At 61.0% G+C, this 13,288-nt stretch carries 13 protein-coding genes; 10 read left to right on the forward strand and 3 right to left on the reverse strand.

Annotated elements, in window-relative coordinates; translation table 11 throughout:
* Positions 1-84 precede the first annotated feature (84 nt).
* Both GA0071314_RS06125 and GA0071314_RS06130 read left to right on the forward strand, forming a co-directional pair.
* Positions 85-1,308 (forward strand): YbfB/YjiJ family MFS transporter, encoded by a 1,224-nt coding sequence (locus tag GA0071314_RS06125; RefSeq protein ID WP_074395827.1) that lies wholly within the window; start codon positions 85-87, stop codon positions 1,306-1,308.
* 84 nt (positions 1,309-1,392) lie between these two features.
* Positions 1,393-2,856 carry a sodium-dependent transporter gene (locus tag GA0071314_RS06130; RefSeq protein ID WP_074395828.1) on the forward strand — a complete coding sequence of 488 codons (1,464 nt, stop codon included), beginning with the start codon at positions 1,393-1,395 and terminating at the stop codon, positions 2,854-2,856.
* Here GA0071314_RS06130 and GA0071314_RS06135 read toward each other — a convergent pair.
* Both GA0071314_RS06135 and GA0071314_RS06140 read right to left on the reverse strand, forming a co-directional pair.
* The gene (locus GA0071314_RS06135) at positions 2,842-4,158 is read right to left on the reverse strand and encodes a Y-family DNA polymerase (protein ID WP_074395829.1); all 1,317 of its coding nucleotides are present in this window, start codon (positions 4,156-4,158) and stop codon (positions 2,842-2,844) included. The two genes, GA0071314_RS06130 and GA0071314_RS06135, sit on opposite strands and share 15 nt — an antisense overlap.
* A gap of 10 nt (positions 4,159-4,168) precedes the next feature.
* Entirely contained in the window at positions 4,169-4,612 is a 444-nt protein-coding gene (locus tag GA0071314_RS06140) for a LexA family protein (RefSeq protein ID WP_442905948.1), read from the reverse strand.
* A gap of 332 nt (positions 4,613-4,944) precedes the next feature.
* Here GA0071314_RS06140 and GA0071314_RS06145 point away from each other — a divergent pair, with 332 nt between their 5' ends.
* Together GA0071314_RS06145 and GA0071314_RS06150 are read left to right on the forward strand one after the other, a co-directional pair.
* Complete coding sequence (locus GA0071314_RS06145; RefSeq protein WP_074395831.1) at positions 4,945-5,856, forward strand: alpha/beta fold hydrolase; 912 nt, start codon at positions 4,945-4,947, stop codon at positions 5,854-5,856.
* On the forward strand, positions 5,853-6,866 hold the full coding sequence (locus GA0071314_RS06150; RefSeq protein ID WP_074395832.1) for a patatin-like phospholipase family protein: 1,014 nt from the start codon (positions 5,853-5,855) through the stop codon (positions 6,864-6,866). Before GA0071314_RS06145 ends, GA0071314_RS06150 begins: the two co-directional genes overlap by 4 nt.
* A 5-nt stretch (positions 6,867-6,871) precedes the next feature.
* Here the strand turns inward: GA0071314_RS06150 and GA0071314_RS06155 are convergent, their stop codons facing one another.
* A complete protein-coding gene (locus tag GA0071314_RS06155; RefSeq protein ID WP_074395833.1) occupies positions 6,872-7,441 on the reverse strand; it encodes a Smr/MutS family protein in 570 nt (189 codons plus the stop codon).
* A gap of 162 nt (positions 7,442-7,603) precedes the next feature.
* Between GA0071314_RS06155 and prmB the strand changes: the two genes are divergently transcribed.
* The 6 genes from prmB (at position 7,604) to GA0071314_RS06185 (ending at position 13,280) form a co-directional block, all read left to right on the forward strand.
* A complete protein-coding gene (gene prmB, locus GA0071314_RS06160) occupies positions 7,604-8,563 on the forward strand; it encodes a 50S ribosomal protein L3 N(5)-glutamine methyltransferase (RefSeq protein WP_074395834.1) in 960 nt (319 codons plus the stop codon).
* Between the two features lie 13 nt (positions 8,564-8,576).
* Positions 8,577-9,668, forward strand: coding sequence for a chorismate synthase (gene aroC, locus GA0071314_RS06165; RefSeq protein WP_027336263.1), 1,092 nt, complete (start codon positions 8,577-8,579; stop codon positions 9,666-9,668).
* A gap of 60 nt (positions 9,669-9,728) precedes the next feature.
* Complete coding sequence (locus GA0071314_RS06170; RefSeq protein ID WP_074395835.1) at positions 9,729-10,124, forward strand: hypothetical protein; 396 nt, start codon at positions 9,729-9,731, stop codon at positions 10,122-10,124.
* 156 nt (positions 10,125-10,280) lie between these two features.
* Positions 10,281-10,691 carry a phasin family protein gene (locus GA0071314_RS06175; RefSeq protein WP_027336261.1) on the forward strand — a complete coding sequence of 137 codons (411 nt, stop codon included), beginning with the start codon at positions 10,281-10,283 and terminating at the stop codon, positions 10,689-10,691.
* Between the two features lie 109 nt (positions 10,692-10,800).
* Positions 10,801-12,660, forward strand: coding sequence for a class I poly(R)-hydroxyalkanoic acid synthase (gene phaC, locus GA0071314_RS06180; protein WP_074395836.1), 1,860 nt, complete (start codon positions 10,801-10,803; stop codon positions 12,658-12,660).
* 167 nt (positions 12,661-12,827) lie between these two features.
* Complete coding sequence (locus GA0071314_RS06185) at positions 12,828-13,280, forward strand: copper chaperone PCu(A)C (protein ID WP_074395837.1); 453 nt, start codon at positions 12,828-12,830, stop codon at positions 13,278-13,280.
* Positions 13,281-13,288 lie beyond the last annotated feature (8 nt).

Below are 13,288 nucleotides of genomic sequence, written 5' to 3' on the forward strand. Positions count from 1 at the left end.
AATGCATGTTCTTTAATGTATGTTTGCTAATGCATGCGTGCTAATGAATATAACGATAAATAACGGTGTTCAAGGAGCAGGCCGATGACCATCGCTTCGCTAGGCTCGCAGCGCTTCAAGGTGCTGCTGGCGGGCGTATTCAGTCAGTTGCTGTGTATCGGGGTGGCGCGGTTTGCCTATACGCCGCTACTGCCGGTCATGCAGCAGCAGAGCTGGATAGGCGACGCCGATGGCGGCTGGCTGGCGGCGCTGAACTACGCCGGCTATATGTTCGGCGCCCTGCTGGCGGCGACCGTGCGCAGCATCCATGTCAAAGACACCCTGTATCGGCTGTGTCTGGTGCTCGCTGTGCTGACCACGGCCGGCATGGCATTGACCGAGCATTTCTGGTTGTGGGCGGGGCTGCGCTTTTTGGCGGGTTTTTCAAGCAGCGGCGCGATGCTGCTGGCGTCGGGGCTGATCATGCACTGGCTGATTCAGCACCACCAGCGCGTTGAACTGGGCATTCATTTTGCCGGGTTGGGCCTGGGTATTGTGCTCGCCGCCGTGGCGGTGGAGGCGATGCTGGCGCTGTCGATGAACTGGCAGGCGCAGTGGTGGGGATTCAGCGTGCTTGCGGTGGGGCTGTTGGTGCCTGCCTGGCGCTGGCTGCCGCGACCAACGCCCGCCGTGCCCGGTGCCTCCGGGAGCGAAGCCGCTGCCACGCCGCCCACCCGGACCTTCATGCGCTGGATGCTTGCGGCCTATTTTTGCGCCGGCTATGGCTATGTAATCAGCGCCACCTTTATCGTCACGATTGTGGAGCGGGAGCCGCTGCTGGCCGGTGCCGGGAACTGGACCTTTGCGCTGGTGGGGCTGGCGGCAGCCCCAGCGGTGATGCTCTGGGATCTGGTCGCGCGTCGGATCGGCTATTTGAGTGCGTTGATTGTGGCCATGGGGCTGCAGGTCATCGGCATCGTCCTGCCGGCGGTGACCACGAGCCTGGCCGCCGTGTTATTCAGCGCGGTGCTTTACGGTGGCACCTTCCTTGGCTGTGTCAGTCTGGTGCTGACCATGGCGGGGCGGTTGTATCCCGCAAGCCCCGCACGGCTGATGGGTAAAATGACCCTGGCCTACGGTAGCGCGCAGATCATCGCCCCGGCGCTTACCGGCATGCTGGCTGAGGCGACCGGCCGCTATAGCGTCGGCCTCTGGCTGGCCGGTGGCTTTGTGGCCCTGGGGGCGCTGTTGCTCGCCTGGCTGCGGCGCGTCGACCAGACCGCTCAACGTCTCGATGCCGATGCCAAAGCGGCGGTTTACGCCACGTAACCGGCGAGAGCGTGTCAGGATTTTTTGGGCATTCGCGCCAAAATCCTCTAGGATATGCGCTTTTTTCCAACAGGGTAGCGGGTCATGGCGTCTTCTGAGCAACCTCGTATCCAATGGCTTGGCCGCTGGGGCTTTATGCTGGCCGCCACGGGCTCGGCCGTTGGGTTGGGCAATATCTGGAAGTTTCCTTATATCACCGGGGAGTTTGGCGGCGGCGCCTTCGTGCTGGTCTACCTCGCCTGTATTCTGGCGGTGGGCGTGCCGGTGATGATGACCGAAATTGCCTTTGGACGGCGTGGCCTGGGCAGCCCGGTGGACGCCATTCGCCGGGTGGTCAGGGAATCCGGCCGTTCGTCGGCGTGGTCATTGGTCGGCTGGATGGCGATGCTCTGCGGCTTCATGATCCTGTCGTTTTACGTGGTCGTGGCGGGCTGGTCGTTTGCCTACCTGTGGAAAATGCTCACCGGCGGGCTGGCGGGTAGCAGCGTTGACGATATGGCCGCGGTGTTCGAGGCCAACAATGCCAACCCCTGGAACCTTGGCTTCTGGAGCACGCTGGTGACGCTTTTGACCATGCTGATTGTCGGCAAAGGCGTGCAGGAAGGCATCGAAAAAAGCGTCAGTTGGATGATGCCGGGGCTGGTGCTGATGCTCGCGCTGCTGATCGCCTTCGGGGTCTTCTCGGGCGGTTTTGCTCAGGCGTTCAGCTTCCTGTTTTCCTTCGATGCCGGCAGTCTTTCCAGCGAGGGCATGCTGGCGGCTCTGGGGCATGCGTTTTTCACCCTGTCGCTGGCGTCCGGGGCGATTCTTACTTACGGCAGCTACCTGCCCAAAGGCACTTCGATCGCCCGCACCACGCTGAGTGTCGCGATAGCCGACACGGTGGTCGCATTGATGGCCGGGCTTGCGATCTTCCCCGTGATCTTTGCCAACGGCATGAATCCCGCCGAAGGGCCGGGGCTCATCTTCATGAGCCTGCCGCTGGCCTTTCAGGCGATGCCACTCGGCACGCTGTTCGGTACCCTGTTCTTCCTGATGCTGTCGATGGCCGCGCTCACCTCGGCGATTTCGATGGTCGAGGCAACGGTGTCCTGGCTGTGCGATAACAAAGGCATTTCACGGCGCACCGCCTCGTGGAGCACGGGTATCGTGCTGTGGCTGATCAGTACCCTGGCGATGCTGTCATTCAATCTGGGCGCCGACTGGACGCTGGCCGGTAAAAGCGTTTTCGATTGGCTGGATTACCTGACTTCACGCTTGATGATGCCGCTGGGCGGTTTGGGCATGGTCGTGCTGGCAGGCTTTGTGCTGAAGAGCGAGACGTTCCGTGATGAGCTTGGGCTGGCGCCGTTGCCCTATGCGCTGTGGCTGTCCATGGTGCGTTACGTTAGCCCGCTGGGCATTGTGGTGATTTTTATCGATGCATTGGGGATTTATCAGGTGTCGTTTGCCGCGCACTGGCCGTGGTTGCTGGCCATTCTGGTCGCCATGGTGGCGCTGGGTGAAGCTCTAAGTCCGCGGTTGCGCTTTGCGCTACAGGTTCGCTGAGCGCTGCCGTTTTGACCTGGCGTCAGCAATGGCACCGGGATGCGTGCCGGCTTCCATCAGCTCATCCCAATGCGTGGTAAAGCGGTTGGAGCGATGGGCACAGCGCAGTTGCCAGGGGGCATCGTCATCGGTCATGCCAAAGCGGATCGTGCCTTGCCCCATGCGCTGGTTAATGGCGTCCACCGTGGCCATCAACCGCGGATGGTGGTGGGCCGGGGCGTTCAGCAACGATAGCTGGTGCTGCTGGGCATCGACGAGGTCGAGCAGCATCACGCCCGCCTTCATGAACCGGTAGCGGGGGCGGTATATCTGTTCGAGGCCCTGGCGCACGGCGTCGAGAATCACCCGCGTATCGTCGCTGGGCGTGGGTAGCGGGATCAGCGCGTGGGGAAAATACTGCGGCTGGTCACGACGGTGGCGGTTGGTTTTCAGGAACAGCATCACCGAGCGCGCCAGACTGTGCTGCTGGCGGAGTTTTTCGGCGCTGCGCTGGGCGTGGCGGCGCAGCGCATCGTGTACCTGATGTTTTACGCCAGTGGCTTGCCCAAACGAGCGCGACGTCATGATGCGCTGGCGTGGTTGGTCCACTGCGTTCATGTCCAGGCAGGACGTGCCGCGCAGCTCAAGCGCGGTGCGTGCCAGCACTACCGAAAAGCGCTTGCGCAGCTGTTTGGTATCGCTCTCGCGCAGGTCCCAGGCGGTATGAATGCCGCCAATGGCAAGCCGTTCGGCCAGCCGTCGGCCCACGCCCCACACTTCGCTGACCGGCGTTTGCGCCAGTAGCGCCTTGGTCGTCGCATCCTGTCCGTTGAGCAGACAGACGCCCTGGAAATGCGGCTGTTGCTTGGCGGCGTGATTGGCGAGCTTGGCCAGCGTGTGCGTCGTGGCCAGCCCAACGCATACCGGCAGCCCCAGGCAGCGGCGAATGCGTCGGCGCAGCGTTTCACCCAGGGTTTGGCACTGGCGCTCGCTCAGCCCGTCCAGATAGATGAACATTTCATCGATGGAGTAGGGGGCGATGTCCGGGCAGGCGTCGCGCAGCAGCTGGGCAAGCCGGGCTGACATGTCGCCATACAGTTCGTAGTTGGACGACAGCAAGTGAATCGCTCCGCGCTGGCGCAGCCCTTCGAGCTTGAAGGCGGGAGTGCCCATGGGGATGTCCAGCGCTTTCATCTCCGCCGAGCGGGCAATCACGCAGCCGTCGTTGTTGGACATCACGCCCACGGCCTTGCCTTCCAGGTGGGGCTGAAAGACGCGCTCGCAGCTGACGTAGAAGTTGTTGGCGTCGACCAGCCCGATCATAGCCGTCCTCTCAGCGCAGGTATTCGTGAACGACTGCGCGCACAACGCCCCATACCTGGCAGTCGGTGTCTTCCAGCGGGAGCGGCGGATAGTGGGGGTGGGCCGAGCACAGGTGCGGGGTGCCGCGATGCAGGGCGTAGCGCTTGATCAGCACTTCGTCGTTGAACATGGCGACCAGAATATGGCCCAGGCGTGGCGCAACGCTGCGATCCACGACCAGCAGGTCGCCGTCAAAGATCCCCCAGCCTTCCATGCTGTCGCCGGTCGCTGACAGATAGAAGGTGTGGGTCGGGTTCTTGATCAGGCGCGCGTTGAGATCCAGCGTACGCGGTTCATAATCCTGGGCGGGCGAGGGGAAACCGCTAACGCCCGCGCGGCCGTGCAGCGGCGGAAAAGGCAGCGGCTGCGACATCAACGGCAAGGCGGGCGCGACCGGTGATAGGGGCTGCGTCATTGTCGGCATCCTCACGGCTTGAGATATGTATTTATATACAGTATTCAGCCGGGAGGATTAAATTGCAAGCGTCAGGCGACTTGAAGCATCTCGTTGCTACCGCGCCAGCCAAAGGCCCACCACGATGGCGCTGGTAACGGCGATAAAAAAGACCCAGTTGCGCGCACGGGTATCACGGTGGGGTTTCATATAAAGCCTCATCAAAAGCAGCAGGGTATGTCGGCAGGCGTGGGTAATTTTCTACAGGCCCATCAGGCTGGCATGGTACCGTTTGTGATTTATGCCGTCACCCGGCCGCGCGTAAAGCGGCTGGCTTGTTTAGGATACGTTTGATGATGCATCCCTCTTCAACCCACGCCCCTCAGCCGCTTGCCCTTGCCGAGGGGCGCCTGGCGGCCCTGAGCTGGGGGCGTGACGATGCCCCCGTGTGGCTGGCGCTGCACGGCTGGCTGGATAATGCGGCAAGCTTTACGCGCCTGGCACCCTTGCTTTCGGACGCGCTGGATATCCGCATTGTGGCGCTCGATTTTCGTGGCCACGGGCAGTCGGCGCACGCCCCGGCGGGCAGCGACTATGCGTTGTGGGACTATTGCCACGATGTCTTGGATGCCATGGATGAACTGGCCATTGAGCGGGTTGCGTTGCTTGGCCACTCCATGGGCGCAGCGGTGGCCTGCCTGCTGGCGGCCGCCATGCCGGCGCGGATTGCGCGGCTAACCCTGCTGGATGGTCTGGGCGCGCTGAATACGCCCGCCAATGAAACGGCCGGTCAGCTACGCAAGGGGCTGATGGCCCACCGACGGCCTCTCTCCCAAGCGCCGCGCTACCCCGATCTGGCCAGTGCCGTGGCCGCGCGCGTGGCGGGTGGCGTCACCCCGCTGGATACGCTTACGGCGACCCCGCTGGTGGAGCGCAACGCCGCGCCAACGGCCGACGGACACGTACAAATGCGTACCGACAGTCGGCTGCTGAAACCGTCACTGGTGCGTTTTACCCCTGCGCAGGTGTTGGCGCTACTGGCGGATATTCAGGCCCCGGTGCTATTGATAGAAGGGGAGCAGGGCATTCTGGGCGAGCGAGACTGGGCGGCCAAAGCCCGCCAGGCGGTGCCGCAGTTGACCCGCCACGTGGTGGCGGGCGGCCATCATCTGCACCTGGAGCCCGAGGCCGTGGCGCAGGTGGCTCAGGTGATCACGGCGCATGAGCTCGCAATGCCTGAATCAGTAAAAGGACGTGCGCGATGAACGAAGTGACCAACGCCAATGAACAGAGCGGCAATAAGGTGGCGTTAGTGCTGGGCAGCGGCGGGGCCCGGGGCTACGCGCATATCGGCGTGATCGAAGCGCTCGAGGCGCGGGGCTTCGAGATTATTTCCATCGCCGGATGCTCCATGGGCGCACTGATCGGTGGGATTTACGCGTCGGGCAAGCTGCCGGAATACCGCGAATGGGTGTGTAACCTGGACTACCTGGACGTGCTCAGGCTGGTGGACGTGACCTGGAGTCCGATGGGCGCCATGCGCGCCAGCAAAGTGATGAGCAAGCTCGAAGGGCTGGTCGGCGACAGGCTGATCGAAGACCTGCCGATTCCGGTAACCACCGTGGCCACCGACCTGGTACGCCAACGCGAGGTATGGTTTCAGAATGGCCCGCTGCTGCGCGCGATACGCGCCTCGATTGCGGTACCCGGCGTGATTACCCCCGTGCATATCGGCGAGCAGGTGCTGGTGGACGGCGGGCTGCTGAATCCGTTGCCGATGATGCCCATTTTAGCGGCCCACGAGGCCGACTTTGTGGTGGCGGTGAACGTCACCGCCCATAGCCCGCAGCCAGTCACGCTGGAGGAGTTGCTGCCTCAGGGGGAGAGTGAGGACAGCCGTACTGAGTTGGAGAGGGACCGGGACGCCAACATTGGCGGCTGGATGGAAGAGGTCCGCGCGACGACGCGGCGGCTATGGGGCGGTTTAGGCGGCAGCAGTGACGACAGTGATGACGATGAAACGGTGGACCTTCGCGGCAAGCGCGAATGGGGCAAGCTTGATATGATTCTCGAATCGTTCGATATCACCCAGGCGGCGCTCGCCAAGTACAAGATTGCTGGTTATCCGCCGGATGTGCTGATCGAAATTCCCAAAACCGTCTGCAGTACCTACGAATTCCACCGCGCCAAAGATCTTATCCGACTGGGCCGCCACCTGGCCGATGAGGCCCTGGAGCGCAGAATGCCGGGCATTGCCTCGGACGCGGCAGAATAGCCCGCCTACTGCCCGCGTTTACGCAGCAGGATATACACCGCGCCGGTGCCGCCGTCGAGCTCGGTGGCGGAGCAGAACGCCAGTACCCCGGGCCATTCCCGCAGCCAGGCGTTGGTGTGGCTTTTCAGGACCGGGAAGTCGGCCGTGGTGCCCCAGGCTTTGCCATGCACCACCAGCACGCAGCGCAGCCCCTGGGAGGCGGCGTCGCGCAGAAAGCTTTCGAGCTCGGCGCGGGCCTCTTCCAGGGTATAGCCGTGCAGGTCGAGGCCTGCTTGCCACGCCATCTGGCCACGTTTCAACTGGCTGAAGGTGCGCCACGGCAAATCGGCAACGCTGAACTCCAGATATTCGGAAGGGCGCACCGCCTCGACCCGGCCATCGGAGGTGCGGCCGCTGGTGGCAAGGGTGTTGCTTTCCACCGCCGCCTGGCGGCGTATCTGTTGGGCATCGTCGTTGCGTCTGGGCTTGCCGGGGTCGGCCTGATTGGAGTCAATACGGCGCACGCCCGCGGCTTTCAGCGCTTGGCGAAACGCGCTGATATCGTCGTCGTCGGGCAGGTGGCGGCGTCTTGTCATGACAGGCTCAGGTGGCAAAGGGGCAAGGAAGGTTGCAAGCGCACAGTATAGCGAGCTGAGCGTTGCTGTGAACCGGGCGGCGTCAAAGGTACAATCTTTTCTTTCGCCATGCCATGCCCTCTAGCATCAGGGGATGGGGACCTCAGTTGATCAGGAGCCGATGTGACCACGCATCTCAACGCCGATACTTCACACTCCGCTCTCTCCCTGCCGGATTCGGCACTGGTGAGCGAGCTCTTAAGCTTACGCGACTACCTGCGCTGGGTGTCCAGCGAGTTCTATCTGGCGGGGCTGTATTATGGCCACGGTACCGAGTCGGCCTGGGATGAAGCCGTGGCACTGTGTCTAGGGGCGCTGCATTTGCCCTGGAACGTTGACCCCGGCGTGCAGGATGCGCGCCTGTTGCCGATGGAGCGTGAGCGCATCGTGGCGCTCACCCGTGAACGCATTACCACCCGTCGACCGCTGCCTTATCTGCTGGGCGAGGCGTTTTTTGCCGGCTACCCGTTCGACGTTGATGAACGCGTGCTGATCCCGCGCTCGCCAATGGCCGAGCTTATCGAAGATGGCTTTGCCGCGTGGTTTCCGGAAGAGCCGCCCGCCAGGGTGTTGGACCTCTGCGCCGGCTCGGGCTGCATCGGCATTGCCACTGCGCTGTACCTGCCCACCTGCGAGGTCGTCCTGGCCGATATCAGTCAGGACGCGCTGGCGGTGGCGCGCCAGAACATCACCCGTCACGATGTTGGCGAGCGCGTCCGTGCGCTGGAAGCCAATGTGTTCGACGGGCTTGCGGGCCAGCGCTTTGACCTGATCGTCTCCAATCCGCCCTACGTGGATGCCCGTGACCTGGCCACCATGCCCGCCGAGTTCCGCCACGAACCGTCACTGGCGCTGGGCGCGGGCAATGACGGCCTGGACATCGTGCGGCGCATTCTACGCCAGGCGCGCGAGCACCTGACCGACGAGGGATGGCTGATTGTGGAAGTCGGCAACTCTGACCGCCATCTGGAGGCCGCCTTTCCCGAGGTGCCCTTCATGTGGCTTGAATTCGAGCGTGGCGGCCAAGGCGTGTTTGCCTTGAGCGCCGCTGAACTCGACGCCCATGCGGCGTCTTTTGCATGAGGAATTAACGCCCATGTCAGGCAATACATTTGGCAAGCTGTTTACCGTGACCACCTTTGGCGAAAGCCACGGCCCGGCACTTGGCGCGATCGTCGACGGCTGCCCGCCGGGGCTGCCCCTGTGCGAAGCGGATCTGCAGCGTGACCTGGACCGTCGGCGCCCCGGCAGTTCGCGGCACACCACCCAGCGCAAAGAAGCGGATCAGGTAAAAATCTTATCGGGTGTCTTTGAAGGCAAGACCACGGGTACGTCGATCGGCCTGTTGATCGAGAATACCGATCAGCGCTCGAAAGACTATTCAAAAATCAAAGACCAGTTTCGCCCGGCCCACGCCGACTACACCTACCACCACAAGTACGGACACCGTGATTACCGAGGCGGTGGTCGCTCGAGCGCCCGGGAAACCGCGGTGCGCGTGGCCGCAGGCGCCATCGCCAAGCAGTACCTCGCGACACAGGGCGTGCAGGTGCGCGGCTACATGAGCCAGTTGGGGCCGATCAAGATTGATTTCGGCTCCTGGGAGGCCGTCGAGGAGAATGCGTTTTTCTGCCCCGACCCGGCCAAGGTTCCTGAGCTCGAGGACTACATGGATCAGCTGCGCCGCGATCAGGACTCCGTCGGGGCGGAAATTACCGTGATCGCCGACGGCGTACCGGTCGGGCTTGGCGAGCCGGTATTTGATCGCCTGGATGCTGATCTGGCGCATGGTTTGATGAGCATCAATGCGGTAAAAGGGGTCGAGATTGGCGCTGGGTTTGGCTGCGTTGCCCAGCGCGGCAGCGAACACCGTGACGAGATGACCCCCGAGGGTTTTCTTTCCAATCACGCCGGGGGCGTGCTGGGCGGCATTTCCAGCGGCCAGCCGGTGGTGGCGCGCCTGGCGCTGAAGCCGACCTCGAGCATCACTACGCCCGGCCGTTCGATCGACGTGCACGGCCAGGCGGTCGAGGTGGTCACCAAGGGGCGCCATGATCCCTGCGTGGGCATTCGGGCAACGCCGATCGCCGAAGCGATGATGGCCATTACGCTGCTCGACCACTGGTTGCGCCAGCGCGGGCAGAACGGTTCGGTAAGCGTTGATACGCCACGCTTGATACAACGCTAGCGGCACGGTGTAGTTGGCATAACGCTGCTACACTCATGGGAGTTGGTTGAGGAGTTGCCTATGAAGATTAACGTTGAGTTTGATCTCACCCCCGATGAGTTCCGCCAGGCGTTGGGTCTGCCGGACGTTGAAGCGTTCCAGCAGAACCTGCTTGAGAACATTCAGCGGCAAATGGAGTCCGGTGTTGAAGGGTATGACCCCATGAGCCTGATGCGTCCCTACCTGCAGCAGCCGATGATGCAGCAGGGACTATCACAGGGGTTGTCCAACTTCGGCACCTATCAGCAGATGATGCTGGATATGCTCAAGCAGGCCGGTAATGCCAGCAGCAATACCTCCGACGAGGAAAAGGCGAAAAGCAGCAGTAACACCTCAAGCGGATCGTCGGGCAGCAAGCGTAGCGATGCAAACGCATCGGCCTCGTCCCGCTCGAGGACCAAGCGGAAAGCGGAGTAATGCGGCGAAGGGGGCACGACTAAAGCAGTAACGTCGTGACCGTCGGTGTGGTTGCAAAGCACCCCGTCAATCATTACTCTTTTTGCAGTGCAGCAATTTGCGTTTATGTGAGTCGCTCAAGGCTCATGCCAAGGAACGAAAAGAGGAGCAGAAACGATGCAAGATAAAATGATGGACGCCTTCAACGCCCAGACACGCCAGATGTTCGAGCCCATGCGCAAGATCAACTCGCTGATGCTCAACAACATGGAAAAAATGACTCAGTACCAGCTGGAAGCGATGAAGCGCTACAGCCAGATGGGGACTGAACGTATCCGCAACGCCACCGATGTGCAGGATGCGGAAAGCCTGCGCGACTTCGGCACCCAGCAGGCAGCGATGATGAACGAGCTGTCCCAGCAGATGCAGGAAGACGCCCGCGTGATGAGCGAGATGAGCCTCGAGTTCAAAGCGGAAATGGAAAAACTGTTTGGCGAAGCGGGCAAGCAGATGGCCGACCAGGCCAGCTCCGCCGCGAAAGGTGAACAGCCCGCCAAGGCGAGCAGCCAGTCGTCGCGCAAGAGCTAATACCCCTATATCGCGGCGCCCAAGGGCGCCGCGCCTCATTTTGAGCCCTTGATTACCTGCCATCCTACGGGCTGCGTAAGCGTTGCCGCGCCGGTAAAGGAGAACGAAGATGTCAGCAGAGTGGGAATTACCGCCCCATGGCCTTTCTCAAGAAGAGCTGGACGCGTGGAACGCGCAGCTAAAAGATATTGGTGAGCAGTATCAAGGTCTCATGCAGGATCTGTTATCGCGGATTGCACCGAGCGAAGCGGCCGACTCGATTTACAGTGACATGCGGGAAAGCTTCGAGGCCGGCGCGCAGGCGCTGATGCAGAACCCGACGCTGCTGTGGGAGACCCAGTCGCGCCTGCTGCAGGATCAGTGGCTTTTGTGGCAGCAGGGCATGCGGGCCATGGCCGGAGAAGAAGTGGCGCCATTGGTGATGCCCGATAAAGGCGACCGGCGCTTCAAGGACGAGGCCTGGACCCAGGAACCCCACTTCATGGCCATCATGCAGCAGTACCTGCTGTTTTCGCAGATGGTGGATGAGCTGGTGGACAGCCTGAGCGGGATGGACGAGACCCATCAGCGCAACCTGGCCTTTTATGCCCGCCAGGTGGTCAACGCCATGTCGCCGACCAACTTTGTCTCGACGAATCCTGAAGTCATGCGTCGCACGCTGGAAACCAAGGGCCAGAACCTGGTCGAGGGGCTCGAGCGCCTGCGCGAGGACCTGGCCAATTCAGCCGAAGGTATCAATGTCCGCATGACCGACCGCAGCGCCTTTGGCGTGGGTGAGAACCTTGCCGTCACCCCAGGGGCCGTGGTGTATGAAAATGAGCTGATCCAGCTGATCCAGTACACGCCGACCACTGAAAAGACCTATAAGACGCCGCTGCTGGTCGTGCCGCCGTGGATCAACAAGTACTACGTGCTTGATCTCCGCCAGGAAAACTCGATGATGAAGTGGCTGGTCGACCAGGGACATAGCGTGTTCCTGATTTCCTGGCGCAACCCCGGCCCGGAACAGCACGACATCACCTGGGCCGACTACATGCAATTGGGCCCCATTGCGGCCATGGAGGCGATTGAGAAAGCCTGCGGCGAGAAGTCGGTCAACCTCTTGAGCTATTGCGTCGGTGGTACCCTGACAGCGTCGACCGTAGCCTACCTCACCAGCACGCGCCGCGGCCGCAAGGTGAAATCAGTCACCTACATGGCGACCCTGCAGGACTTCCGCGACCCTGGCGATATCGGTGTGTTCCTCAACGAGCGTGTTTTAGAAGGCATCGAAGAGAGCATGCAATTAAAGGGCTATTTGGATGGCCGTTCCATGGCGTACACCTTTAATCTGCTGCGCGAGAATGATCTGTTCTGGTCGTTCTACATCAATAATTATCTGAAAGGTGAAACCCCGGCCGCTTTCGATCTGCTTTACTGGAATACCGACGGTACTAATCTGACGGCCGGCACGCATCCTTGGTATCTGCGCCATATGTATCTGGAGAACAAGCTAGTCGAACCAGGTGGTATTGAACTCGATGGTGTAAAAATTGACCTGAGAAAAGTGTCGGCGCCAAGCTACTTTGTGGCGGCCAAAGAAGACCATATCGCCAAATGGAACAGCAGCTATTATGGTGCCTTGTTGCCCAAAGGCCCCAGCACCTTTGTATTGGGTGGGTCAGGCCATATTGCCGGCATTGTGAACCCGCCACACAAGCAAAAATATGGCTACTGGACCAATGACAAGCTGCCCGAAAGCCATGACGCCTGGCTGGAAGGGGCTACCTTCAATGAGGGTTCTTGGTGGCCACACTGGCAAGCCTGGATGACCGAAAATGGCTATGCTGATCCAGCCCCGAAAAAAATGGTCGCTGCACGTCAGCCGGGGGAAGGCGAGTTGGAAGTGATTGAGCCGGCCCCTGGTCGCTATGTGAAAACTACGATTCCTGAGGTGTTAGGAGAAATACCGGCCACCCATAAAGCATGATGTTTGCAGAGAAAAAGCCCTGTCTTTTGGCAGGGCTTTTTTAGTTAAGTCGTTAGCGGCAGCGCCAGTTGACACAATGTCGCAGCCGGGTTGTAGAAAACTGACGGCAGGTTAAAGTGTCGTTCCTAGCCAGCAATGCTGGGCCTTTTATAGAGTGGATAACAAACATGATGAGCAACTTGCTTTTTTCCTGTCGGCATGTGGCGAGCGGTATGGCGGTGCTGTTCTTAGCGGCTGGCAGTGCCTTTGCGCAAGATGTGCAAGTCACCGACGCAAGGGTGAGCCTATTGCCCGGTGAACAGCCGGGGGCCGGCTATTTTCAGCTATATAATGCGGGTGATGAGGCTGTTGTTTTGGTCGGGGCCGAAAGTGATGCCTTTGAAAACGTTGAGCTACACGTGAGTTCCGAACGAAACGACATGGCGCACATGCATGCGGTTGAGGAAATAGAAGTGGCAGCAGGCGAACATTTCGAGTTTGTACCCAAAGGGCACCACCTGATGTTGATTGGCCGCAAGGATGCATTAGAAGTAGGCGATGAAGTCGAGGTGCTATTGGAGTTCAGTGATGAGCAGCGGCTGCCGGTAACCTTCGATGTGGTGTCGCCCGCATCACTTTAATGCGCTGC

Origin of the sequence: Halomonas sp. HL-93 (assembly GCF_900086985.1) — a bacterium.
Classification (GTDB): Bacteria; Pseudomonadota; Gammaproteobacteria; order Pseudomonadales; family Halomonadaceae; genus Vreelandella.

Coding starts and splice junctions, on each gene's coding strand:
- phaC (WP_074395836.1), top strand. CDS start 10,801: ATGTCAGCAGAGTGGGAATTACCGCCCCATGGCCTTTCTCAAGAAGAG.
- GA0071314_RS06150 (WP_074395832.1), top strand. CDS start 5,853: ATGAACGAAGTGACCAACGCCAATGAACAGAGCGGCAATAAGGTGGCG.
- GA0071314_RS06145 (WP_074395831.1), top strand. CDS start 4,945: ATGATGCATCCCTCTTCAACCCACGCCCCTCAGCCGCTTGCCCTTGCC.
- GA0071314_RS06175 (WP_027336261.1), top strand. CDS start 10,281: ATGCAAGATAAAATGATGGACGCCTTCAACGCCCAGACACGCCAGATG.
- GA0071314_RS06125 (WP_074395827.1), top strand. CDS start 85: ATGACCATCGCTTCGCTAGGCTCGCAGCGCTTCAAGGTGCTGCTGGCG.
- GA0071314_RS06135 (WP_074395829.1), bottom strand. CDS start 4,158: ATGATCGGGCTGGTCGACGCCAACAACTTCTACGTCAGCTGCGAGCGC.
- GA0071314_RS06170 (WP_074395835.1), top strand. CDS start 9,729: ATGAAGATTAACGTTGAGTTTGATCTCACCCCCGATGAGTTCCGCCAG.
- GA0071314_RS06155 (WP_074395833.1), bottom strand. CDS start 7,441: ATGACAAGACGCCGCCACCTGCCCGACGACGACGATATCAGCGCGTTT.
- aroC (WP_027336263.1), top strand. CDS start 8,577: ATGTCAGGCAATACATTTGGCAAGCTGTTTACCGTGACCACCTTTGGC.
- GA0071314_RS06185 (WP_074395837.1), top strand. CDS start 12,828: ATGATGAGCAACTTGCTTTTTTCCTGTCGGCATGTGGCGAGCGGTATG.
- GA0071314_RS06140 (WP_442905948.1), bottom strand. CDS start 4,612: ATGACGCAGCCCCTATCACCGGTCGCGCCCGCCTTGCCGTTGATGTCG.
- GA0071314_RS06130 (WP_074395828.1), top strand. CDS start 1,393: ATGGCGTCTTCTGAGCAACCTCGTATCCAATGGCTTGGCCGCTGGGGC.